Source organism: Haloferula sp. A504 (genome assembly GCF_044385805.1).
GTDB lineage: Bacteria > Verrucomicrobiota > Verrucomicrobiia > Verrucomicrobiales > Akkermansiaceae > Haloferula.
Genome location: NZ_JBISBU010000005.1, coordinates 158,432 through 180,544 on the forward strand (window position 1 = coordinate 158,432; position 22,113 = coordinate 180,544).

The window sequence follows — 22,113 nt, forward strand, 5'->3', positions numbered from 1 at the left end:
CGAGCCACCTCGGCGAAATGCCACCCGCACGAACGTCGATCCGCCCAACCGGCACGTCCCCCGCCACGCTCGCAAGCTCGCCCACCAAAGCGGTGGCGAGCCACCGCACTCCAAATCCCCCTTCATGCCATCCGCTGTTCCGCATCGGCCTCGATCGCCGACCAAAGCGAGTCCAGCCCGCCGGACACCTTCGCCTTCGATGCCGTCAGATCCTCCGACGGCGCATCCTTCCCGAAAAGGTAGAACTTGATCTTCGGTTCGGTTCCGGAAGGTCGCACCGCGAACGAACGACCGTCGGCAAGATCGATGAAGATCATCTTCTCTTTCGGCAATTCGTCCCCCTCCTCATCAAACAGATCCTGGCTGGCGAAGTCCCGCAACCTCTCGACCGCCGCCCCATCCAGCTCGGTCGGCGGCGACTCGGCATACGAGGCGGCCAGCGCCTGGATCTTGGCCGCACCATCGGCGCCTTCCATCACCATGGCCCGACCCCTCTCCTCATGGTAGCCATACTCGGCGTAGATGTCGTCCAGCAGATCCGGCAGGGTGGTTCCGACCGATTTCGCGTAGGCCGCCACCTCGGCGAACATCACCGCTGCTCCATTGGCATCCTTGTCCCGGACAAAGTCGCAGCCGAGGTAGCCGTAGCTTTCCTCGCCGCCAAAGAGGAAGAAGCGGGAATACTCGAGGCGCAGCGCACGGGTCGTATCCTCGTCGAGATCCCGGTAGTCGCCACCCTTCTTGTCCGCGGGAATCGCCTGCTCGTACTTCCCGAGCTTCGAGGCGATGTACTTGAAACCGGTCAGCGTGTTCACCACGCCGAGACCGAACTTTGCGGCGATCGCACTCTGGAGTTCGGTCGTGACGAAGGTCTTCACGATCACCGCCCGCGCCCTTGTCGTGTCGTTGAGCCAGCCGATGTCGAAGGCGGTCTTCGACCGATACCAGCACATCAGCGAGCCGATCTGGTTGCCGGTCAGCAGACGCATCTCACCGTTTCCGTCGCGCGCGACCACACCCATGCGGTCACTGTCCGGATCGGTGCCGATCACGATCTCCGCGCTCTCCTTCTCCGCCAGATCCACCCCCATCTGCAACGCGGCGGCATTCTCCGGATTGGGTGAGGCGACGGTCGGGAATCGCCCGTCGCGCACATCCTGATCGGCCACCGTGAGCACCTCGAAACCGAGTTCCTTGAGCATCGGCACCGTGATCTGTCCGCCCGTGCCATGAAGGTTGGTGAAGACCACCTTGGCCGACTTTCCTTCCAGAAGTTGCGGCTGCATCAGCAGCGACTTGAGCTTGTCCATGTAGCGGCGATCCGCCTCGGCTCCGAGGACCGTCACGCTTCCCTGCTGGTCGGCGGGCAGCGGTTCGTACACCTCGCTCTCGATCGCATTCACCGCCGCGATGATCCCCGAGGCATGGGGCTCGACGATCTGGGCGCCATCGTTGAAGTAGGCCTTGAAGCCGTTGTCGTGCGACGGGTTGTGGCTGGCGGTCAGCACCACCCCGGCATCGGCCCGCAGCTCGCGGACCATGAACGAGAGCTGCGGCGTCGAGCGGGCATCCTCGAAAAGATAGGCATCCGTCCCGAGCTCGGCCGAAACCCTCGCGCAGTACTCGGCGAAGTCGCGGGAGAAGTGGCGGGTGTCATGAGCAAAGACCAGCTTGGGCTTCCGGCCCTCACCGACCGCCGAGCGGGTGTAGGCAATCAGGCCGCGCACCGCCCGCGACACGTTGAAGAAGTTCATCGTCGCGGTACCGACGCAGGGATGCTCGGGGCGCCCGTTCGGCCCGCCATCGCCCTGCTCGACCTCGGTGACGACCCCGCCGATCGTCCGACCGCGCAGGCCACCGGTGCCGAAGGCCAGCGTCTTGAAGAATCGGTCGTTGAGTTCCTCCCACTCACCGGCCTCGGCCAGCTGGCGGATGGCGGTCTCGGCCAGGGGGCCGGCCGCACCGGCCAGCAGAAGGTCGATGTTCTCGCGGGAGCTGGAAAGCAGGTGACCCGCCGCGGCGGCTTCATCGAGGAGGGAAGTGAGGTCGCTCATTTCGGGCTGGATGCTAACGCTCATCTCCGCCATGGCAATGCCCCCATGCGAGATCTCGTGCAGACGGCGCTCGATCGGCGCCAGCCGCTACCCGATGACCAGACCGACGCCTTCCGGGTCTTCGATGGCGCAGGCGACGGACTCGACGGACTCGAGATCGACGCCTTCGCCGGCCGCTGGCTGGTTTCCACCCGCGGCGACTCGATTCCGACGGAGATGCGGGACGCGCTGTTGGAAACCGGACGCACCATCTACCACAAGCGTCTCGACCAGCATCAGAAAGAGTCGCCGATTCACGTCACCGGTCCGGAATGCACCGAGCCGTTCACCATCCGCGAGAATGGCCTGAGCTTTGAGGTCTCGTTTTCCTCCGGTTACTCGCAGGGCATCTTCCTCGACCAGCGGAGCAATCGCCGCTGGCTCATCGAGCAAACCCAAGCCGACGCCCGGGTGCTCAACACCTTCGCCTACACCGGCGCCTTCTCGGTGGCCGCCGCTTCGGTCGGCGCGATCACCACCACGCTCGACCTGTCCCAGCCCTACCTCGACTGGGCCCGACGCAACCTCGAACTCAACGCCATCGACCCCAGCGACCACTACTTCTGCAAAGGCGACACCTTCCACTGGCTCCGCCGCTTCGCGAAGCAGGGCCGTCGCTTCGACACCATCATCCTCGACCCCCCGACCTTCTCCCGCGACCAGGACGGCAAGGTCTTCCGTGTCGAAACCGACTACGGACATCTCGCCGCCCTCGCCGAGAGGTGCCTCGCAGACACCGGCACCATCCTCGCCTGCACCAACTGCCGCCAGCTCACGGAAACGACCTTTCGGAATCAGCTGCTGGACTCCCTGCCCCGCGACTTCCTGATCGAATCCGTGCCCATGCCACCCGATTTCACCGGTGAGCCCTACTTGAAGACCCTCCGACTCCGGCGTTGAGGTGGATTCGGACACGCCGCTCCAGCCCGATCAGCCAGGGACATCGTTCACGCTCCCATTGCTTCACGGATCAGCGCGAAATGCCGGTCGCGCTCCAGCAGCCCGACATCGTATCGACGGGCGCAGGCATGCACGAGCACATCGCCGAGGGGCACGTTCACGCCTGCCCGCAGGCAGCGACGCGCAACCGTCGCGGTCTCTGCCCAGCAGCCCGCTTCAAACTCAAGCCACTGGCTCAGGTCCCTCCACCCCTTCAGGTTCTCTTCTTCCCGCTTGCCCTTCGCCCCTTGAAACAACTCCACCCATACCGGCCACGACATCGCCGCACGCCCGGCGCTCAGCAATTCACCCACTTCATCCTTCAGTGGGCTGTCCCCGCCTTTCCGCGCCACCTCCACCCAGACCGAACTGTCGATCAGAATCAGGGAACTCACCTCCCGCTCCTTTCCGTCGAGCGCGCCGCCATCTCCTCCAGGTCGCCCGCTTCAATCTCGTCATTGCTCGCAAAATCCAAGGTGCCGAAATTCGCCACCAAATCCTCCACCCGCTTCCGGCGGTTGAACTCCTCGATCGCCGTCAGAATCGCCTCCCGCTTCGTCCTTGCCTTGGCATACCGCATGGCATCTCGCAGCGCGTCCTCGGGAATATCAACGGTCGTCTTCATGGAATCCAAATACCACAGACTAGGATTCCATCAAGCACCTTGCGCGGAACACCGCAGGCTCGAAACGCTCCCTCAGTTCCACGAAAGACCCTCGAAGGGACTCTCCACCCTGATTCCGAAGTAGCTGGCTCCGTCCGACAAGTCTTCGCTCAGAATCGTCTCGCAGCCGCCGGGAAACGCTGGTGTCGTGCCGGGCAGCCCCAAATCCTCGGCCAGCGCAGCAACTCCCCATCCGCGCTGATTGCCATGTTTCTCAGGTTACACGAATTCCGTGAAAACGAATCCGCCGTCGATTGCAATCTCTGCCATGGCGACAGTCCGCTTCTCACCACACGTGGCGATATGCCGCCAAGGGTAGCCTCGACAGACCAGTCCGCCGACCGGCTTTCACCGAGTTCCTCAGATCGAGGCACAATCGGCTCGCCTGAGCTGGATCGGCGGTTGCTCGATCAGTTGGTCTTCGGTGAAGCCGCTCATATTTCCCCTCGTGTTTCACCAATAAGCCCGGCTTCACCGAAACGTGAAACCCCCGCACATCATGAAAACAGCCCTCCGGACCCGGCAAGGCCACCGAAATCCACCTTGCAAAATGGGTGACTCCATGGCACACATTCACCAATGAGCACGGGCACCAAAAAAGCGAAATCCGAGCGCCTCGTCGCCCGGATCAGCCCGGACGACAAGGACACCATCGAGCGCGCCGCCACATTGGAGGGCCGCTCGCTGGCCTCCTTCACGGTGGAACACCTGCTCGCCAAGGCCCGCGAGGTCATCGAGGAACGCACCGTCATCCGCCTCAACGAGGAGGAATCCCGCCGCTTCGTCGAAATCCTCAACGCCCCGCCGCGCAAGCCGACCGAGGAAATGTTGGCCGCCTTGAAGCTGTATCGGGAAACGGTCGTCAGCGATGTCAATCAGCCGGCGAAGTAGGCCCGCAGTTCAACCATCGTGACGACCATCCGGTCGCCGCTCATCGGGCGGAACCCGAACCGTTCATACCACGCCACTGCCTGCTCGTCCTTCGGATCGACCACGACCACCACGAAGGGAATCTCGGATACAAGGCAGCGGGTCAGGGCGTCATAGAGCAAGCGCTCGCCGATTCGCTGGCCCTGCACCGACTTCGCCACTGCCAGACGGCCGAGCAAGGCCGCTCCGATCCGCCGATAGCGGGGCAGCTTCCGCCCGAGCGACTTCGGCAGCTCCGGCAGCTCGCTCATTTCCACCGCCTCGGCGGACAAGGTGTAGTAGCCGAGGATCTCCTGCCCCCGCTCCGAAGCCACCGCGACCCAGCATCCGCAGGCCCCGCGCTTCACATCCTGGTTGGCCTGCTTCGCGAGGTAGTCGTTCAGCTCCGGCACCCCACAGTCGAAATCCTCGCGGTCGTGACGCGAGCGATCGAGCACCTGAATGTGGAGAAGCTCAGGCATCATGCACCCTCTTTCCGGACATCATCTCCATTGCGTGACGGCGCATCCACTTGTCGAGATAGACCGTCGGAGCCCGTCAGCTCCGCGCCTGTGGGATCGCGCACGATCACCAGCTTGAACGAGTCCTTGGGGATCTTGAAACGGTTCCCCACCTCCCGCGCTGCTTTGTCGTCGTCACGTCTGCCCGGAAGCTCCTGTTTTCTGCCTGCAGGTCGCGCAACTTTCATTTCCGCGTATTCCATACAAACCCGAGTTCCTCCAGCCGCCTTATTCGGTCCACATCTTTCATATCACCCCGTTAATGGATCCGTTGAGTGTTCACCCACCGACCTAGCTCCTTGTCCTCGTCCCACTCTTCGTGGGCAGCCGGGAAGCGGACATCGGCGTAGCGGAGGAAGATCAGGCCGAGAACGACCGGCGGGAATTCGAAGCGCTTGAGGGCGGCATTGGCCCAGAGTTGGTTGGCGGCGTCCCAGAGCTGCTTTTCCAGCTCGAAATGGGAGTCGTCGGCGGAGGCGGGTTCGGTCCAGTGCATGGGCGGGAAAAAGCAAATTGCCTCCTCTAACGGTGGCACGGGCAGCGTAAGGACGCCAAACCCAGCGTGACAAGGCGAAGCGCCGGCCGAAAAGCGTCCCCGGGAGGAATCGAACCTCCATCTAAGGTTTAGGAAACCCTTGTTCTATCCGTTGAACTACAGGGACGGGTGACGGCGGGAGACTAGTCGGGGGGATGGCGCCGGTGCAAGTCCCGGGCTTGCCGGATCCCGCCTCACTGGCGAGCATGGTCCCGCGTGAGCGAATCCGACCCGCCCCAAACCACGATCTTCCACCGCCTCGAGTTCCTCCTGTTCCGCGGGATGGAGCGGGTGCTCGGGGGAATTTCGCTGGCCGACACCTGCCGCCTGGGCCGGGCCGCAGGACGGATGCTCCATGCGCTCACCCCGCGCCACCGCCGCATCGTCCGGCGCAATCTCCGCATCGCCACGGTTGCCGAGGCACCTTCCCCTGAGCAGCTCCGGGAGCTGGTCCTCGAAGTCTACCGCCGGGCAGGTGCCAACTTCCTCGCGGCACTCAAGACCCCGACCCTCGACCTCGACGCCGTTCACGAGGCCACCCTTGCCGAGGGCACCGAGCACCTCGGAGGGCGCGGTCCCGGGCACCGCGGCGTGATCCTGACCATGGCCCACATGGGAAACTGGGAGGCGACCACGCGACTGTGCAAGGCCTACGTCGGTGAGGCGGACTACGGAGGGGTCTACCGTCCTCTGGGAAATCCCCTGCTCGACCAGCTCACTCAAAGCCGCCGCTCCATGGACGGCGCGAAAATGTTCAGCCGCAAGGATGGCTTTCACGCGCCGGCGGCCCTCCTCCGCGATGGCGGCATGCTCGGGGTGCTCGCCGATCACAAGGCCGGTGCCCGCGGGGTCGCGATCCCCTTCTTCGGGAAACTCACCACCTGCTCGCCCCTGCCCACCCTGCTCGCCAAGCGCGGACGGGCCGACGTGACCGTGCTGAGCATGGCCACCGAAAGTCCGGGGCGGTGGCGCCTCGGCGTGCGCCCGATGGAAGGCAAGCCGGAAGTCGGGCGCATCATGTCGGCGCTGGAGGCGAGCATGAGGACGAGCCTCACCGATGTCTTCTGGTTCCACGACCGCTGGCGGGTGAACTCGCTGCGACCGCTCAGCCTCTTCACCCGGATCGACCCCGAGCAGGCCGCCGCGGCCACCGTCCCGCTGCGGATGGTCCTGAGCCTGCCGCACGATCTCGAAGCGGCGCTCCGCATCCAGATCACCGACCGGCTTCTCGCCTCCCGCCCGGACCTCCGGCTCGACCTTCTCGGCGATGATCCGGCACTTGCCGGAAACGACCGGATCGCGATCCATCGATGGGATCCCGACCAACCGCCCGAGCACGCCGACGCCACCCTGCGCCGCATCGATGAGTCCCATCCCGCTCCCCTCGACGGCGTCATTCTCTTCGGTGGAGAGAAGAAGATCGCCCGGGCTGCGAAGCGCGCCGGAATCCGGGCCATCGTCGGGGTCGGCGTGGCCGGCAAGCCGTGGAGTTCCCGCCACGCCACGCCCACCGATCCTTCCGGCTGGCTCGCGATCGTCGATGAACTCGCCTGGGTCCCGCCCCGTTTCCGCAAGTGACCGATCCCCTTTCCATCCTCCTGCTCACGGACGGCAAGGCCGGCCACGAAAACCAGTCGCTGGGCCTGATCGAGGCAATCGGGAGACTGACACCCATCGAGGTGGAAAAGCGGCGGGTTCACAAGCGCGGCCTGGCAGCGCTGCTGGATTCACCGTCCCCGGAACGATCACCCGCGCTCATCGTCGGGGCGGGCCACCGCACGCACCTGCCGATGCTGGATTTCAGCCGGAGGACCGATGCCCCCTGCGTGCTCCTGATGAAGCCGACCATTCCGTCCACGTTCTTCGACCTGTGCGTCATCCCCGAACACGATCTCGGTGATGGCAAGGCCGGCCCACACACGATCGTCAGCAAGGGTGCCCTCAACCGGGTGCCTCCCCCGGGGGACGCCGCCAAACACGGCGGATTGATCCTGATCGGCGGACCTTCAAAGATCCACCGCTGGGACGAAGCGGCAGTGGTCGAGGCGGTGAACGCCATCGTCGGGCGCTGCGGCGACCGGCCGTGGCGGATCACCGACTCGCGGCGAAGCCCCGGGGGAACCCTCGATCGCATCACCCGGGCATGCCCCGGAATCGCCGGCTACCCGCACGGATCGACGGGTGCCGAATGGTTGCCGCAACGGCTGGCCGAGGCCGCCGAGGTCTGGGTCACCTCGGATTCGATTTCGATGATCTACGAGAGCCTTAGTAGCGGCGCCAGGGTCGGACTCATCCCCACGCCCCTGAAGAAGCCCGGACGGGTCTCGCGGGGAGTCGACCGCCTGGTCGAAGAGGGCTGGATCACTCCATTCGACGAATGGATGGGTCGCGGCGAACTTCCCGCCCCGCCCCGCATCCTGCGGGAAGCCGACCGCTGTGCGGCTCTGGTCCTTGAACGTTACTTTCCCGGCCGCCTACCATGAAGATCCTCCAGGTCCTGCCCGAGCTCAATTCCGGCGGCGTCGAGCGCGGCACGCTGGAGCTATCCGCCCACCTCGCCCGCGAGGGACACGAATCCGTCGTCCTTTCCGGTGGCGGGCGGCTCGTCGGCGAACTCGAAGCCGACGGCGGCCGCCACATCGAGTTGCCGGTCGGGCGGAAGTCCATAAGCTCCCTCGCTCTGATCCCCCGGCTCCGGCGGTTGATGCGCGACGAGAAGCCGGACATCGTCCACGTTCGCTCGAGGGTCCCCGCGTGGCTCGTGTGGAGGGCATGGAAGCACCTGCCCCCCGGCGGGCGCCCGCGACTCGTCTCCACCGTTCACGGCTTCTATTCGGTCAACCGCTGGTCGGCGATCATGACCCGCGGCGAGCGGGTGATCTGCGTGTCCGAGAGCATCAAGGAATACGTGCTGACCAACTATCCGAAGGTGTCCGAGCCCTTGCTGCGGGTCATTCCACGCGGGGTGGACCCGGAGCGCTACCCCTACGGGTTCCGGCCGGATACCGCTTGGCTGACCGCTTTTGAAAGCGCTTTTCCGGCAACCCGGGGGAAAACCCTCATCACCCTTCCAGGGCGCATCACCCGCCTCAAGGGCCATGGTGATCTCATCGATATCCTCAATGAACTCTCCGATCGCCCGGATGTGCACGCCGTGGTTGTCGGTGGCGCCCACCCGCGCAAGGCCGCCTACCTCGAGGAAGTCCTTGAGCGGGTGAAGGCGGAGGGCCTGACCGAGCGAATCACCTTCACCGGGAACCGCGACGACCTCCGCGAGATCCTTGCCATCTCGACGGTGGTGCTGTCCTTGACCACGCAACCCGAATCCTTCGGCCGCACGACCCTCGAGGCGCTGGCCATGGGAGTTCCCGTCGTCGGCTACGACCACGGGGGCGTCGGCGAGCAGCTCGCCCGGCTGTTCCCGGAAGGCTGTGTCCCGCCGCTCGATGTGAAGGCCGCCGCCAAGGCCATCGAAGCCCAGCTCGACCACCCCGCGACCGTCCAACCGGACAACCCCTTCACCCTTCAGCGCATGCTGGAAGGAACCGTGGATGTTTACCGCGAGCTTCTCTGATCCGGGGCGCGGAGGCCACCCCTTTGGCACTTGGAACTTCTCACTTGGACCTTCGAGGCGCAGCCTCGCTCCGTGTCCGCCTTCCCTTTCCGGCCCCGCTCTCCCCTCTGCGAGAGTCATGCCGAGGAGCGGGCGTCGATGTGGAGCCATGCCCTCGGAACGGTGATGGCCGTCGTCGCGCTGGTGATCATGATCCTCGTTGCGGCCGGAGATCCCCTCCGCGTGGTCGCCGCCTCGATCTTCGGTGCCACCCTGGTTCTGCTCTACGGTGCGTCCACGATCTATCACGCCCACTCCTGTCCGCGTCTGAAGCCCTTCCTCCAGATCATCGACCACGCCTGCATCTATCTCCTCATTGCCGGGTCCTACACACCGCTCACGCTCGTGATCCTGCGCGGAGCGTGGGGCTGGACACTCTTCGGCATCGTCTGGTTCCTGGCCATCGTCGGCGTGGCGGTGAAGGCCTGCATGCGGGGCAAGCGCGAGAGCTGGTGGTCGACGGCGCTCTACCTCGGCATGGGCTGGCTCGCCGTGATCGCGATCCGCCCGCTTCTCGCCGCGCTGCCCCCGGCCGGTCTCGCCTGGCTTGTCGCCGGCGGACTCTGCTACTCCTTCGGCGTCTTTTTCTTCATCCGCGAAAAGATGCGCTTCAACCACGCGATCTGGCATCTGTTCGTGATCGCCGGCAGCGCCTGCCACGTGGTGGCCACCACGGTTTACATGCTCCGTTGAAATGCCATGCCCGAGCTTCCCGAAGTCGAAACCACCCGCCGCGGCATCGAGCCGCATCTGGTCGGACGCCCGTTGACCCGCATTCTCATCCGCGAGAGCCGTCTCCGTCACCCCGTCCCTGACAGCCTCGAAGCGCTGGGCGGAATCCGGGTGAAAGGGGTCCGGCGCCGAGGGAAATACCTGCTCCTCGATCTCGATCGGCAGGGTTCGCTCATCGTCCACCTCGGCATGTCCGGAAGCCTTCGTATTGCGGGAACCGGCGAGGAGTTCCGCAAGCACGACCATCTGGTCTTCGGACTCCCCGATGGTCTCGAACTCCGCTACCACGACCCGCGACGATTCGGCCTGGTGCTGCATGTGCCGGAGGGCAATCCGCTGGACCACCCCCTGCTCAGCTCGCTCGGCCCGGAACCGCTCGGCGACGGCTTCGATGCGGCCGTCCTGCACGCCGCCTGCCGCAAGCGCAGTGCCCCGATCAAGCAGGTCATCATGGACGCCTCGGTCGTCGTCGGGGTCGGCAACATCTACGCCAGCGAGTCGCTCTTCCACGCCGGCATCCGCCCGCGGATCGCCGCGAGACGCGTCAGTGGCCCGCGTCTCGAAAAACTCGTCACCGCCATCCGGCAGGTTCTCACCGCCTCGATCGAGCAGGGCGGTACCACGCTGCGCGACTTCGTCAACAGCGACGGCGAACCGGGCTACTTCCGGCAGAAGCTCTTCGTCTATGAACGCGCCGGCGAGCCCTGCCGGAACTGCGGCGGGAGCATCCGCCACGCGGTTCTCGGGCAGCGCTCGACCTACTGGTGTCCGGCCTGCCAGCGGTAGGGCTGCTACTGATCCGAAAGGATCGCCGCCGCGGTGAGCTCGGCGAAAGTCCCGGTGGCGCCGATGTAGTGGATCTTGCGGTCCGGTCCGAGCACGTAGGCGGTGGGACGCATTCCGACGCGGTAGGCCTTGGCGAGCTTGCCGTCGGGGTCGGAGAAGTTCGGCCAGTCCACCTGGCCACTGCTTTGCAGCTTCCGGAGTCCGGCGTTCGGACCGGTGTGGACGCCGATCACCTCGAAGTCCTTGCCCTCGAAGCGCTCGTCGCGGCGCAGGGTCGCCACCCATTCGAGCAGCCCGTCGGTCTCCGCGCCCGTCGATTCCCAGAAGATCAACAAGCGGACCTTTCCGGCATGCTGCGACAGCTTCACCGGCCTGCCGCCGGAGTCGACCCCGTCGAGTTCGGGTGCCGTCGCGCCCTTCGACAGGTTCATGATGATGTAGAGTTCCTCCTCGGCCATTTCCGCAACCGACACGCCGTCGATGGTCACGTCCGCCGCATCGATGATGGCCTTGCGAAGCATGGAGAGCCGCTCGCGCATGATCCGCGGATCATCGGCCGCGGCTTTCGCCAGCATCGCCACGCCCAGCGCCGCAACGCCGGCCACCTCCTTGTCCGGATTGCGCGCGGCGATCCGTCTCAGCAGTTCCAATTCATCCATCCCGCCGCAGGCCACCAGTCCCAGGCAAACCGATGGCAACGACTTGCTGGCGACATGGTGCCGGGCGACCGCCTCGCGGATTTTCGCCGCCTCGTCCCGCATCGCCGGCAGCGCCTGTCCCTCCGGACCCTCCTCAGTCAGCGGACCCACCACGCGCAGAAACCAACCCGCGGGCTCCAGGGTCCATTCCTGGTCGAGGCTGCCTCCGATCACGCTCCACATCCGGCGCGCGGCGAGCAGCGGGTCCGGTCGATCCTTGAGCAGCTTCTCCCGCTCCGCATCGGTCTGGGCCAGCTTCATCCTGATCTGGAAGGCCTCGGCGGATTTCTCGAAGGCGGTGCGCACGGCCTCCGCCTGCGACGGCGTGCCCGCCATCGCGGTCGGCAGCATCAAGAGTAGGGCGGCGATCAGGCGCATCGGGGAAATCCTAGGTCGCCCATCCAGGCCTGACAAGCCCCCGGCGGACGCGCGCTTGCCGTGGTCGGTTCCGTCCCCTTTACTCCCCGCGCGATGGCCACCCACCACATCGATGTCCGATATGTCGCCGAGCTTGCCCGGCTCGAGCTGACCGATGCCGAATGCGAGGAATTCCAGCCGCAGCTGAATGCCATTCTGAGCTACGCCGAAAGCCTTTCGAAGCTCGACGTCGAGGGAATCGAGCCGATGGCCCACCCGGTGCCGGTCCACGACGTGATGCGCGAGGACATCCCCCGCCCCGGGCTCGACCGGGACGCGGTTCTCGCCAATGCCCCCGACCAGACCCAGGGCCAGATCCGGGTCCCGAAGGTGATCGCCGACGCCTGAGCCAAGCCATGTCCCTCGCCACCCAACCCATCCGCGACCTGCGCCGGCAGCTCACCGCCGGTGAAATCCGGCCTTCCGACATTCTCGACGACCTCGCCGGAGCGATCGAGTCAAGGGAGCCGGCGCTTGGCGCCTATCTCTCCTTCAAGCTCGATGCGGCGAAGCAGGCGGCTGATGAAGCCGATCTCTCGCTTCCCCTCGGCGGCATCCCGATTGCCCTCAAGGATAACATCAACGCCCGCGGCGAGCCCTGCACCTGTTCCTCCCGCTACCTGGAAAAGGGCTACGTTTCGCCTTACGACGCCACCGTCACCGCCAAGCTCAAGGCCGCCGGGGCGATTCCCTTCGGCCGCCTCAACATGGACGAGTTCGCGATGGGCTCGTCGACCGAAAACGCGGCGCTGGGCAGGACCGTCAACCCGCACGCGCCTGACCGCATTCCCGGTGGCTCGTCCGGCGGATCCGCCGCGGCGGTCGCCGCCGGCACCGCGGTGGCGGCCCTCGGTTCCGACACCGGCGGCTCGATCCGGCAACCGGCGTCCCATTGCGGTGTGGTCGGCCTGAAGCCGTCCTACGGCCGGGTTTCCCGCTATGGACTCGTCGCCTTCGCCTCCTCCCTGGACCAGATCGGACCCCTGACCCGCAGCGTCGACGACTCGGCGGCCATCCTGCAGGCAATCGCCGGCCACGACCCCTCCGACTCCACCTCGCTTGACAGCGAGGTTCCGGATTTCAGCGCCCAACTCGACGCCGGGGTTTCCGGGCTCAAGCTCGGGCTTCCCAAGGAATACTTCGGAGAGGGCATCGAACCCGCCGTCCGCGCCTGCGTCGAAGCCCGGGTCAGGGAACTCGAAAGCCAGGGAGCCGAGATCGTCGAGATCTCACTGCCGCACACCGAACACGCCGTTGCCACCTATTACATCATCGCCCCGGCGGAGGCCTCCTCGAACCTGGCCCGCTTCGACGGCATCCGCTACGGCCACCGCAGCGCCAACCCCGATGACCTTCTGGACCTCTACAAGAAGTCCCGTGAGGAAGGTTTCGGCCCCGAAGTGAAGCGCCGCATCCTGCTCGGCACCTACGTCCTTTCATCCGGCTACTATGACGCCTTTTACAACCGCGCGCAGAAGGTCCGCACGCTGATCCGCCGGGACTTCAGCGAGGCCTTTGAGAAGGTCGATGCCATCCTTTCCCCGGTCGCCCCCTCCCCCGCGCGCCGGATCGGCGGGAACAGCGATGATCCGCTCAAGGAATACCTGTCCGACATCTACACCATCGCCGCCAACCTCGCAGGCATCTGTGCCATTTCGGTCCCGGCAGGAATGGTGGAAAGCGATGGAGCCCAACTCCCCGTCGGCCTCCAGATCCTCGGCCCCCACCTCGGCGAAGCGACCCTGCTGCGCGTCGCCAAGGCCGCCGAGGTGGCGCAAGGCTGAGCCTTGCGAGAGTTGTGCGAAGCTCCTGCTTCGCACCCGCGACGAACCGATTTCCAGGAAAGATCTGTTCAAGGAAGCGTCAGCGCCGCTTCAACCTCAAAGGGGACCCTGATCGCAAGATAGACTCCAAAACCCTGAATGAGCGTGCCGATCAGGAACGCGATCTTCTGCCGGATCCGATAGTCTTGGCGCAACACATGCACTGCCAACCCGATGAGCACCATCCCACTCACTCCTCCTAGATAAAGGAGCGTAAGTGGCCACCCGGCAAGACTGCCATCCAGAACGCGGTCACCGGGTTCCCACCTGTAGACAAGAAGCGCGTGTATCCAAAGCGTTCGGGCAATCACCACATAGCACGCCACCAGCGCGACTCCGAGATTCTCCGTGACCGGCTTCCGGCGGGAAAAACTAAGGGCCATGAAGAAGCCGACGGCGCCAACCAACCCGAGTTGTTGGATCAGGGTTTGGCCGATCGTCATGGAGATTGCCTACCATGGGTGCGGAGATTTCTCCATACCCATAGTCCAAGCTGGAACTCTGAGCATCACTCGCAAAGCTCAGCTTTGCGCCACCCCGAATCGCTTCACCAGCACCTCGCGACGGAAGCCGAAGATCCGCTCGAGCTTCCCGCGCACGAACACCGCGTGGGCGATCGCGCCGAGCGGACCCATCGGCAGCGCGTAGTGGACCAGGTCGTGCATGCGCGTGCCTCCTTCGATGGCCTCGAAGTGGTGGCGATGATGCCAGAACTTGTAGGGACCGAAGCGCTGCTCGTCGATGAAGGCCACCCCCTCCTCCACCGCCTTGATCTCCGTCACCCAAGGGATCCAGATCCCCGGCGCCACCTTCACCTTGTAGGTGATGATCTGGCCCTCGTGCATCTCTTCCGAATGGAGCGTCTCGATCTTGAAGCCGAGCTCGTCCGGCGTGATCTCATCCAGGTTGCGGGGCGTCGAAAAGAAAGCCCACGCCTCCTCGATCGGAATCGGGAGGTCCTGGGTTTGCTCCAGCACGTGGATCTTCATGGCGCGGGAAAATGTCACCGGGCGGCCCGCCCGCAAGCGGAGCTTCAGTGATTCACGAGTTCGGAGAGGAACATCAGCGCGAAAAACAGCCAAAGAACCGCGCCTGCCAGCATCAATACCTGAAGCGGCTGGCCACGCTCGCGCCGCCGCAGTGCGACGACCCCGGCCCAGATGCCTCCGGCGCCAGCACCGAACAACAGCAGGCACGCTGAGAGATCGGCATCCATGCCGAGACCCAATCGACCCGCGAAGCCCTGCATCGCCATGCCACCGAAGGGAATCGCCAGCAACCCGAGGCAGCCAAGGCCCGTGAACCACGACGGCTGGCGGGGCCGCTCAACGTCCAACCAGTCCCCCGTTTCGATTTCCAGCAATCCCTCGACAGGCTTCCGCCACACCCAGACCCAGGCATCCACGTCATCCGGCAGGTCGTCCCAGGCGTCCACCTTGGGATCCAATCTCACGCGGATCCTCGCTCTCTCGTATTCCTCACCCCGCATGCTTCCCGGAGCCAGGCCCTCGAAACCGTCGAGCTTCGCGAGCAGTTGGGGTCCGACCCGATAGACGTCGCCAACGACTTCCACTCCCTCATCATCCGGCACGAAACCCGGATACCAGGACACCTCGTAGAGCCTGCCCGTCACCAACCCGCGCCGGACCCACTCCGCACCCTTCATCCGGTGCTGGTTGGACGCCCCGATCCGGAGGGTTCCATACACGAAGACCCATTCCGAATCCGTGTCCATCCGCGCCAATCCGTGGTTCGTTCACACCTTGTATCCCACGCTCTCGTCGAGATACGCCTTCAATTCATCCAGGCCCTCTTCCATCTCGGCCGAAATCGGAATCACCTTCACCTTCGGGAAACGCGCCCGGAATACCGCGAGCTTCTCTTCCGCCCCCTCCAGGTCCATCTTGTTGGCGATCACGATCCACGGGAAGTCGCCGAGTTCCTCGTCATACTCCCGGACCTCCTTGCGCAGGATTTCCAGGTCGGAGATCGGCTCCCGGCCCTCGCTTCCCGCCATGTCGAGGACGAAGAGCAGCGTCCGGCAGCGGGTGATGTGACGGAGAAACTCATGACCGAGTCCGCGGTTCTCGTGCGCCCCTTCGATCAGCCCGGGAATGTCGGCGACCGTGCAGCGACGGAACCCGCCGAAATCCACGACCCCCACCACCGGCTGAAGGGTGGTGAAAGGATAGTTCGCGACCTTTGGCTTCGCCGCCGACAGCTTGCCGATCAGCGTCGACTTGCCCGCGTTCGGGAAACCAACCAGTCCGGCATCCGCAATGCGCCGCAGCTCCAGATAGAACACCCCCTGTTCGCCCTCGGTTCCCGGCGTGCTCTCCGTCGGAGTCTGATTGGTCGCCGACTTGAAATGCGTGTTCCCCTTGCCCGCGATCCCGCCCTCGCAAAGCACGAACTCCTGACCGTTCTCGGTCAGGTCCGCCACCGGCTCGAGCTCGATGCCCGCCTCGCTGCGCTCCATCGCGACCGCCTCGCGGACGTCGTGTGCCGGGGCCCGATAAACCACCGTGCCCGGAGGTACGCGGCCGATCTTCGTCTTGCCCTTGCGGCCGGTGCGCTTGAAACGGCTGCCGTGCTGACCGTCCTCGGCGATCAGCTTCGGATCGAAGTGATACTGCCGCAGGTTGTCGGTCGAGGGATCGACCACCAGCACGACATGACCGCCGTCGCCGCCGTCACCGCCGTCGGGTCCTCCGCGCGGAACAAACTTCTCCCGTCGGAAGGAAACGTGGCCGTTTCCCCCGTCACCGGCCTTGGCGAAGATGCGGATGTGATCGATGAACATGCTTATGAACGGTCGAGTTGCGCGAATCAGACGCGGGCGTCCAGCCATTTCCCACGGAAGTGCTGGCGCGCGAAGATCGCTGCCTGGCAAACGAGGTCCAGGCTCAGGATGATCCACACCGCAAGCAGGCTCGCCAGTCCGAGGTGCTGGGCCACCGCCAGCACCACGATCCGGAAGAAGATCATGCTGCCGAAGGAGTAGCGGATGACCATGGCGGTGGCCCCCGCGCCCCGCATCGAGGTCTTGAGGACGATGCAACTCGCGAAGAAGGGCTGGGTGAGCGCGCAGACGATGAACAGCGGCGCGGCAAGACCGACCAGCTCCACGCTGCCGGGTGCCACCAGACCCACGACCTGCCGGCCGCCCAGCACGAAGAACACACCCATCGCCGTCATGATCACGAGGGCGACGCGCCAGCAGAGCCTCACCGCCTTCACCGCCATTTCCTTCGATCCGGCGCCCAGGTACTGACCGGCCAGGGCCGCCGCCGCCGTGGCGATGGCAAACCCCGGCAGGAAGGACATCGACTCGACGCGAATGGCGAGGATGTGCGCTCCCAGCGCGCCCTCCTGCGGGAGCGAGGCGATCACCCGGACTCCATAGGCGTGGATCGCCCACATTCCGGCAATCTCCAGCGCCTGGGGTGCGCCCACCCTGACGATCCGCTTCAGCGTGCCCGCACACGGGGCGAGCGTCCGCCTCGACCAGTGCAGCGCATCCTCACCTCCGCGCACCAGCAGGGTGACCACGATCAATCCGCACGCCCAGCCGATCACCGTGCCCGCCGCGATCCCGGTGATCCCCCGGCCTCCGAAAGGCTCCGGGCCGAAGACCAGCAACCAGCTGGCCAGCATGTTCACGCCGTTCACCGTGACCATGCCGATGAAGGGCGTGCGCGTATCCCCGGATCCGCGCAGCGCGGCGTTGATGGCGAGCATCGCTCCGCTGAAGGGCCCGGAGAAGGCGAAGACCCGCAGGTATTCGCTCGCAAAGGCCGCCGACGAAGGACCGAGTTGCATCCACCGGATCAGGGCATCCCCGCCGAGCAGCAGCACGGTCATCGAAATCAGTCCGGCCCCCAGGCCCAGCCAAACGCCCTGCCCCATGCCCCGGCGGGCAAGCTCGTGATCGCCCGCGCCGGTTGACCGCGAGACCAGGGCCATCACCCCGGTGGCCACCGCGATCTGCAGGATATTGAAAAACCACGCGACGTAGCCCCCGAGTGCCATGGCATCGAGCACCGCGACCCGGTCGCCGACATCGGCCATGCGGCCGGCAATGGTCAGGTCGGTCATGCCCACCGCAAAGGTCATGACCTGCTCGAGCAGCGGCCACACCGCGAGGATGGCGACCTGCCGGGGCAGCGACAGCCCGGCAAGCCGGCCGCCGAGGAGCCGTTCTTCGGCCACTCCACGCTGGCTTGCTTCGGCGCTTCGTCCCGGCTTCGGCATCAGGAGGCGGACCCTGACCCAGCCCGGCCCGCCCGGCAAGGACCGCGCGACGCTGTCGCGCACCGAAACACCTTGAGACCTCCATTTCCCAGAACCGTCGGAACCATCATCACGACATCAACCGGATCATCTCCCTGATGCCGCCGCACGCGACGGCGTCGCGCGGTCCTGCCCAATCCAGTTCTTCAGCCAACTCCACTCTTCCCTCGGACGCATTCCGGGTTAGTTTGTCATCGAACGATGTCCGACGCGCAAATCGAACTCACCGGAAACCTGCTGCTCGCCACCCCGGCGCTGCGGGATGGAATCTTTGACCGCTCCGTCATCCTGCTGGCCGATCACTCGGCGGACGGCGGGGCCTTCGGCCTCATTCTCAACCAGCCCACCGGCCACGAGGTCAGCCACTTCCTCAACAAACCCGAGTTCGAAGCCCTCGCCCGCATCCCGGTTCACGTCGGTGGCCCGGTGTCGCGCGAACAACTGACCTTCTCGGCCTTCTGGTGGAATCCGAAGGACGGTCTCCACTGGCAGATCCGGCTGCCGGCGGCCGAGGCCATCCAGCGCACCCGGCAACCCGGCGTCCTGGTCCGCGCCTTCATCGGCTACTCCGGCTGGACCGAGGGCCAGCTCGAGAACGAGCTCCGCCACCAGTCGTGGATCACCGCGAAGCCCGGCCCCAACCTGCTCGGAAAACCCCACGACCAGGAGCTGTGGGCGGACATCCTCAAGTCGATGTCGCCCTTCCACCGCCTCCTTGCCGACGCCCCCGCCTCGCCGGAGCTCAACTGACAGCGAACCTACGAACCGAAGGCGTTCTCGACGCGGTGGACCTTCGGCTTCTCGCCCTCGAGCAGGATCACCTCGATCACGTCGAAGCGCCACGGGATCTCGCGGGTCCGGAGCTGCTTGAGCCATTCGTTCGCACCGCGACGGATCAGCGCCTGCTTCTTCTCCCCGACCGCATCGAGCGGCCGCCCGAAGTCGGTCCGGGTGCGGGTCTTGACCTCGGTGAAAAGCAGCACACGGCCCTCCCGCGCCACCAGATCCACCTCGCCCCCGCCCGGCGCCCGGAAGTTCTGATAGAGCACCTTCACGCCACGCGCCCGCAGCCAGTCGCGCGCGATCCTCTCGCCCAGTTCCCCGATCGCCGCCGAGTCCAGGCGCGCCCCATCAGGCGTCGTCAAGCGGCAGCACCTGTTGAGCAACGGGCTGAAACGATCGACGATGTATGCGGCAAGGCCCATGGCGGCGCAGTGCTTCGAGATGCGCCTTCGTACCATAGCCCTTGTGACGCTCAAAGCCGTAAGCCGGAAACTCCTCCGCCGCCTCGAGCATGTGCCGGTCGCGCGAGACCTTGGCGATGATGCTCGCCGCGGCGATCGACAGCGACAGGCCGTCGCCCTTGACCACCCCGTCGTGCGGAAGCGGGAAGCCCTTCACCGGGAGGCCATCGATCAGACAAAAGTCCACCGTCACCCCCAGGGCCTCCACCGCCCTCGCCATCGCCGCATGGGTCGCGCGCAGGATGTTGATGCGGTCGATCTCTTCGGGTCCGGCAAAGGCCAGACCCCAGCGGATCGACGGGTCGGTGGTCAACTCCTCGTAGAGCCTCTCCCGTTTCGCCGCCGACAGCCTTTTCGAGTCGTTGAGAACCTCGGAGTGGAAGTCGTCCGGCAGGATCACCGCCGCGGCCGCCACGGGGCCGGCCAGGGGGCCCCTGCCCGCCTCATCGATTCCCGCGACGATGCGCAGGCCGCGGGATCGACAGGCGGTTTCAAGGGAAAGGTCGGGCATCGGCCCTCAGAAAATCCCGAAACGACCGTTCATGCCCATCTCGGAATGCACTTTGTTGCCGAAAATCTGGGTCGCATAGACGTAGCCGTCCGGGGCGACATAGACGCCGATGCCGGTCGCGCTCCAGTCGTGCTTCAGGTTGTAGACGTGCTTGCTCGACCCGACCCAGGCCTTGGTCAGCTCCGACGGGATGTTCCCCGGGATCATGCCACCGGCGACGTTTTCGGCACAGTGGCCCAGGCCATAGCGCCTCTCGGCAAGCATTGCCCGTTCCTCGAAGCCGAAGTGCGAGATGTTGTCGGAGCCAAGGGAGAACTTGCCGCGGTTCCGCGCCATGAACTCGCAGTGGCGGCGGGCCATGGCATCGAGACCGGCATGGCGCGGGATCGGCGCTTTTCCAATCGAGGCGCGATACTCGTTGAGCGAACGCTCCAGACGGTCCGCCATGTCCGAGGACGAGCGCGCCGATGATTCGGCGGCTCCCGAAGACGCCGACATCGGGATGCGGGTGGTATCGAGGCTGGACGAGCAGGAGGCCAGCAGGGCGAGGGATCCGACCATGGCCAAGCGGAAAGCAGGGAGGAGATTCATTGGTTTGAGGAATGGTTCCAAGGCCAAGGATCGGCCTCTTGATAGCGACAATCGTGAAAAACTACAGGTATTTTAAAAATAATGTGATTTTCATCATCACACCCTCAAAAACATCGGGGTCGCCTGATTTCCAGCCATTTCCGCACCCAGATCCGCGGGAATCAGCGGTATCGAAGAAGCATTTACCCTGCGGCGTTGCTCTGCGCAGGATTGCCCCGCCGACCGGCAGCCGGTCCGCCCCTCATCGATCCGAACCATGAAATCCTGCCCGAAATTCACCCTTGGCGTCGGCGACCGTTTCGCCCACGGCGCCGTCGCCCAGCTCCAAGCCTTCATCGCCGCCCGCCAACTCGGGATCGACATCACTCCGGTCTGGAACAAGTCGAACCGCGAGCACCTCATCATTGGTTCGGAGCCGCAAACGACCCGCGACGCGGCGGATGCCGCGGTGAAGCAGCTCGATTGGACCGGCGACTACCTCCTCGATGCCGATCACATCAACCTCTCGACCGTGGATCGCTTCATCGCGCCCTGTGACTTCTTCACCCTCGATGTCGCCGACGACATCGGGACCCCCGCCGATGCGGCCGATGTGGCGGCCTTCATCGACAAGCACCCGGAGTTGATCGGCACCATCGCGATCCATGGCATCGACCAGCCGCTGGAGATCACCCGCGAGGACGTCGAGCGGACCGCCAACCAGTTCCTCAAGGCCACCCAGCATGCCAAGGCGATCTACGACCACATCGTCGCCGCCAAGGGCACGGACTTCGTCACCGAGGTCTCGATGGACGAGACCGACTCCCCGCAGACCCCGCCCGAATTGCTGATCATCCTCGCGGCCCTCGCCGATCAGGGCATTCCCGTGCAGACGATCGCGCCGAAGTTCACGGGCCGCTTCAACAAGGGCGTCGACTACGTCGGCGACCTCGCGCAGTTCGAGCAGGAGTTCAACGACGACCTCGCAGTCATCGCCCATGCCATCAAGACCTACGGCCTGCCCGCCGGACTGAAGCTTTCGGTGCACTCGGGCTCCGACAAGTTCTCCATCTACCCGATCATCGGAAAGGCGCTCGCCCGCACCGGCGCCGGTCTGCACATCAAGACCGCCGGTACCAACTGGCTCGAGGAGGTGATCGGCCTCGCCGAATCCGGTGGCGAGGCACTCGAGCTTGCCAAGCGGATCTACGCCGGGGCGCTTGAGAAGAAGGAAGCCCTCTGCGAGCCCTACGCCACGGTCATCGACATCGACTTCGCGCAACTCCCCCCGGCCGATGAGGTCGCCGGCTGGAGTGGTGAGCAGTTCTCCGCCGCCGTGACCCACGAGCCCGGCAACCCGAGCTACAACTCCAACGTCCGCCAGCTCCTGCACGTCGGCTTCAAGGTCGCCGCCCAACTCGGCGACGAGTATCTCGACGCCCTCAAGGCGAACCAGGAGACCATCGGCCGCTGCGTGACCCACAACCTGCTCGAGCGCCACATGAAGCCGCTGTTTGCAGGATAGGAGTGGCGCTCTGCGAGCGCCATGCCGGGGCGGGGCGACGTCCACGTCGCGGTTTGGGGCGGACCTCGAGTGTCAGGCATGACCGAACCTGGGGTCAGCTACGAGAAGTCGGCTGCAAGCCGGCCCGCCCCGTCATGGCGCTTGAAAAGCGCCACTCGTGCGCGTGCACATACATGAAACCAACCAGTGAGAGTCTGAGTCCTCCCGAGACGAGCAACGGGAGAGCAGCCGAAGGCAACT

Annotated in this window: 26 protein-coding genes and 1 tRNA gene; 11 read left to right on the top strand and 16 right to left on the bottom strand. The window is 65.2% G+C overall.

Features of this window, described 5'->3' with window-relative positions:
* Positions 1–122 precede the first annotated feature (122 nt).
* Positions 123–2,054 carry a phospho-sugar mutase gene (locus ACG2LG_RS04415; RefSeq protein WP_396256673.1) on the bottom strand — a complete coding sequence of 644 codons (1,932 nt, stop codon included), beginning with the start codon at positions 2,052–2,054 and terminating at the stop codon, positions 123–125.
* A 45-nt stretch (positions 2,055–2,099) separates the two neighbouring features.
* On the opposite strand from ACG2LG_RS04415, the gene ACG2LG_RS04420 reads away from it, so the two are divergent.
* Positions 2,100–2,993: a class I SAM-dependent rRNA methyltransferase gene (locus ACG2LG_RS04420; RefSeq protein WP_396256675.1), complete on the top strand. Its 894-nt coding sequence runs from the start codon at positions 2,100–2,102 to the stop codon at positions 2,991–2,993.
* Positions 2,994–3,040: 47 nt separating this feature from the next.
* Here ACG2LG_RS04420 and ACG2LG_RS04425 read toward each other — a convergent pair whose 3' ends face one another.
* On the bottom strand, positions 3,041–3,427 hold the full coding sequence (locus ACG2LG_RS04425) for a PIN domain-containing protein (RefSeq protein WP_396256676.1): 387 nt from the start codon (positions 3,425–3,427) through the stop codon (positions 3,041–3,043).
* Positions 3,424–3,657 (bottom strand): type II toxin-antitoxin system VapB family antitoxin, encoded by a 234-nt coding sequence (locus ACG2LG_RS04430; protein ID WP_396256678.1) that lies wholly within the window; start codon positions 3,655–3,657, stop codon positions 3,424–3,426. The genes ACG2LG_RS04425 and ACG2LG_RS04430 overlap by 4 nt, the downstream gene beginning before the upstream one ends.
* 618 nt (positions 3,658–4,275) lie before the next feature.
* Here ACG2LG_RS04430 and ACG2LG_RS04435 point away from each other — a divergent pair.
* Positions 4,276–4,587: a DUF1778 domain-containing protein gene (locus ACG2LG_RS04435; protein ID WP_396256680.1), complete on the top strand. Its 312-nt coding sequence runs from the start codon at positions 4,276–4,278 to the stop codon at positions 4,585–4,587.
* On the opposite strand, the gene ACG2LG_RS04440 is transcribed toward ACG2LG_RS04435, so the two are convergent.
* The 4 genes from ACG2LG_RS04440 to ACG2LG_RS04455 form a co-directional block, all read right to left on the bottom strand.
* Entirely contained in the window at positions 4,572–5,087 is a 516-nt protein-coding gene (locus tag ACG2LG_RS04440) for a GNAT family N-acetyltransferase (RefSeq protein ID WP_396256682.1), read from the bottom strand. The two genes, ACG2LG_RS04435 and ACG2LG_RS04440, sit on opposite strands and share 16 nt — an antisense overlap.
* Positions 5,087–5,329 carry a hypothetical protein gene (locus ACG2LG_RS04445; protein ID WP_396256684.1) on the bottom strand — a complete coding sequence of 81 codons (243 nt, stop codon included), beginning with the start codon at positions 5,327–5,329 and terminating at the stop codon, positions 5,087–5,089. Before ACG2LG_RS04445 ends, ACG2LG_RS04440 begins: the two co-directional genes overlap by 1 nt.
* Positions 5,330–5,385: 56 nt before the next feature.
* On the bottom strand, positions 5,386–5,622 hold the full coding sequence (locus ACG2LG_RS04450) for a type I restriction-modification system subunit M N-terminal domain-containing protein (RefSeq protein WP_396256686.1): 237 nt from the start codon (positions 5,620–5,622) through the stop codon (positions 5,386–5,388).
* A gap of 94 nt (positions 5,623–5,716) precedes the next feature.
* Positions 5,717–5,788: transfer RNA gene (locus ACG2LG_RS04455), tRNA-Arg, on the bottom strand.
* Positions 5,789–5,877: 89 nt separating this feature from the next.
* Between ACG2LG_RS04455 and ACG2LG_RS04460 the strand changes: the two genes are divergently transcribed.
* The 5 genes from ACG2LG_RS04460 to mutM all read left to right on the top strand — a co-directional run bounded on the left by ACG2LG_RS04460 (position 5,878) and on the right by mutM (position 10,792).
* Positions 5,878–7,239 (top strand): lysophospholipid acyltransferase family protein, encoded by a 1,362-nt coding sequence (locus ACG2LG_RS04460; RefSeq protein ID WP_396256687.1) that lies wholly within the window; start codon positions 5,878–5,880, stop codon positions 7,237–7,239.
* The gene (locus ACG2LG_RS04465; RefSeq protein ID WP_396256689.1) at positions 7,236–8,144 is read left to right on the top strand and encodes a mitochondrial fission ELM1 family protein; all 909 of its coding nucleotides are present in this window, start codon (positions 7,236–7,238) and stop codon (positions 8,142–8,144) included. Before ACG2LG_RS04460 ends, ACG2LG_RS04465 begins: the two co-directional genes overlap by 4 nt.
* Positions 8,141–9,235 (top strand): glycosyltransferase family 4 protein, encoded by a 1,095-nt coding sequence (locus tag ACG2LG_RS04470; RefSeq protein ID WP_396256691.1) that lies wholly within the window; start codon positions 8,141–8,143, stop codon positions 9,233–9,235. The genes ACG2LG_RS04465 and ACG2LG_RS04470 overlap by 4 nt, the downstream gene beginning before the upstream one ends.
* A gap of 72 nt (positions 9,236–9,307) precedes the next feature.
* On the top strand, positions 9,308–9,967 hold the full coding sequence (locus ACG2LG_RS04475; RefSeq protein ID WP_396256693.1) for a hemolysin III family protein: 660 nt from the start codon (positions 9,308–9,310) through the stop codon (positions 9,965–9,967).
* A gap of 6 nt (positions 9,968–9,973) precedes the next feature.
* Positions 9,974–10,792, top strand: a complete 819-nt coding sequence (gene mutM, locus ACG2LG_RS04480; RefSeq protein ID WP_396256695.1) for a bifunctional DNA-formamidopyrimidine glycosylase/DNA-(apurinic or apyrimidinic site) lyase — start codon at positions 9,974–9,976, stop codon at positions 10,790–10,792.
* Between the two features lie 5 nt (positions 10,793–10,797).
* On the opposite strand, the gene ACG2LG_RS04485 is transcribed toward mutM, so the two are convergent.
* Positions 10,798–11,868, bottom strand: a complete 1,071-nt coding sequence (locus ACG2LG_RS04485) for a peroxiredoxin family protein (RefSeq protein WP_396256696.1) — start codon at positions 11,866–11,868, stop codon at positions 10,798–10,800.
* Positions 11,869–11,961: 93 nt separating this feature from the next.
* On the opposite strand from ACG2LG_RS04485, the gene gatC reads away from it, so the two are divergent.
* Positions 11,962–12,255: an Asp-tRNA(Asn)/Glu-tRNA(Gln) amidotransferase subunit GatC gene (gene gatC, locus ACG2LG_RS04490; protein WP_396256698.1), complete on the top strand. Its 294-nt coding sequence runs from the start codon at positions 11,962–11,964 to the stop codon at positions 12,253–12,255.
* Between the two features lie 8 nt (positions 12,256–12,263).
* Positions 12,264–13,691: an Asp-tRNA(Asn)/Glu-tRNA(Gln) amidotransferase subunit GatA gene (gene gatA / locus ACG2LG_RS04495; RefSeq protein ID WP_396256700.1), complete on the top strand. Its 1,428-nt coding sequence runs from the start codon at positions 12,264–12,266 to the stop codon at positions 13,689–13,691.
* Between the two features lie 68 nt (positions 13,692–13,759).
* Here the strand turns inward: gatA and ACG2LG_RS04500 are convergent, their stop codons facing one another.
* From ACG2LG_RS04500 to ACG2LG_RS04520, 5 genes are all read right to left on the bottom strand, one after another.
* Positions 13,760–14,173 carry a hypothetical protein gene (locus tag ACG2LG_RS04500; RefSeq protein ID WP_396256702.1) on the bottom strand — a complete coding sequence of 138 codons (414 nt, stop codon included), beginning with the start codon at positions 14,171–14,173 and terminating at the stop codon, positions 13,760–13,762.
* Positions 14,174–14,251: 78 nt separating this feature from the next.
* Positions 14,252–14,719: a hypothetical protein gene (locus tag ACG2LG_RS04505; protein ID WP_396256704.1), complete on the bottom strand. Its 468-nt coding sequence runs from the start codon at positions 14,717–14,719 to the stop codon at positions 14,252–14,254.
* A 44-nt stretch (positions 14,720–14,763) separates the two neighbouring features.
* Positions 14,764–15,465: a gamma-glutamylcyclotransferase gene (locus tag ACG2LG_RS04510; protein ID WP_396256705.1), complete on the bottom strand. Its 702-nt coding sequence runs from the start codon at positions 15,463–15,465 to the stop codon at positions 14,764–14,766.
* A gap of 21 nt (positions 15,466–15,486) precedes the next feature.
* The gene (obgE, locus tag ACG2LG_RS04515) at positions 15,487–16,533 is read right to left on the bottom strand and encodes a GTPase ObgE (RefSeq protein WP_396256707.1); all 1,047 of its coding nucleotides are present in this window, start codon (positions 16,531–16,533) and stop codon (positions 15,487–15,489) included.
* A gap of 26 nt (positions 16,534–16,559) precedes the next feature.
* The gene (locus ACG2LG_RS04520; protein WP_396256709.1) at positions 16,560–17,942 is read right to left on the bottom strand and encodes an MATE family efflux transporter; all 1,383 of its coding nucleotides are present in this window, start codon (positions 17,940–17,942) and stop codon (positions 16,560–16,562) included.
* 282 nt (positions 17,943–18,224) lie between these two features.
* On the opposite strand from ACG2LG_RS04520, the gene ACG2LG_RS04525 reads away from it, so the two are divergent.
* On the top strand, positions 18,225–18,773 hold the full coding sequence (locus ACG2LG_RS04525) for a YqgE/AlgH family protein (protein ID WP_396256711.1): 549 nt from the start codon (positions 18,225–18,227) through the stop codon (positions 18,771–18,773).
* Between the two features lie 8 nt (positions 18,774–18,781).
* Here ACG2LG_RS04525 and ACG2LG_RS04530 read toward each other — a convergent pair whose 3' ends face one another.
* Genes ACG2LG_RS04530 through ACG2LG_RS04540 form a run of 3 tightly spaced genes read right to left on the bottom strand, consistent with a single transcriptional unit; the run spans position 18,782 to position 20,369 of the window.
* A complete protein-coding gene (locus ACG2LG_RS04530; RefSeq protein WP_396256713.1) occupies positions 18,782–19,168 on the bottom strand; it encodes a YraN family protein in 387 nt (128 codons plus the stop codon).
* Complete coding sequence (locus ACG2LG_RS04535) at positions 19,155–19,778, bottom strand: ribonuclease HII (RefSeq protein ID WP_396256715.1); 624 nt, start codon at positions 19,776–19,778, stop codon at positions 19,155–19,157. Before ACG2LG_RS04535 ends, ACG2LG_RS04530 begins: the two co-directional genes overlap by 14 nt.
* A 6-nt stretch (positions 19,779–19,784) precedes the next feature.
* Positions 19,785–20,369, bottom strand: a complete 585-nt coding sequence (locus ACG2LG_RS04540; RefSeq protein ID WP_396256717.1) for a CAP domain-containing protein — start codon at positions 20,367–20,369, stop codon at positions 19,785–19,787.
* 256 nt (positions 20,370–20,625) lie between these two features.
* On the opposite strand from ACG2LG_RS04540, the gene ACG2LG_RS04545 reads away from it, so the two are divergent.
* On the top strand, positions 20,626–21,873 hold the full coding sequence (locus tag ACG2LG_RS04545; RefSeq protein ID WP_396256719.1) for a tagaturonate epimerase family protein: 1,248 nt from the start codon (positions 20,626–20,628) through the stop codon (positions 21,871–21,873).
* Positions 21,874–22,113: the final 240 nt, after the last annotated feature.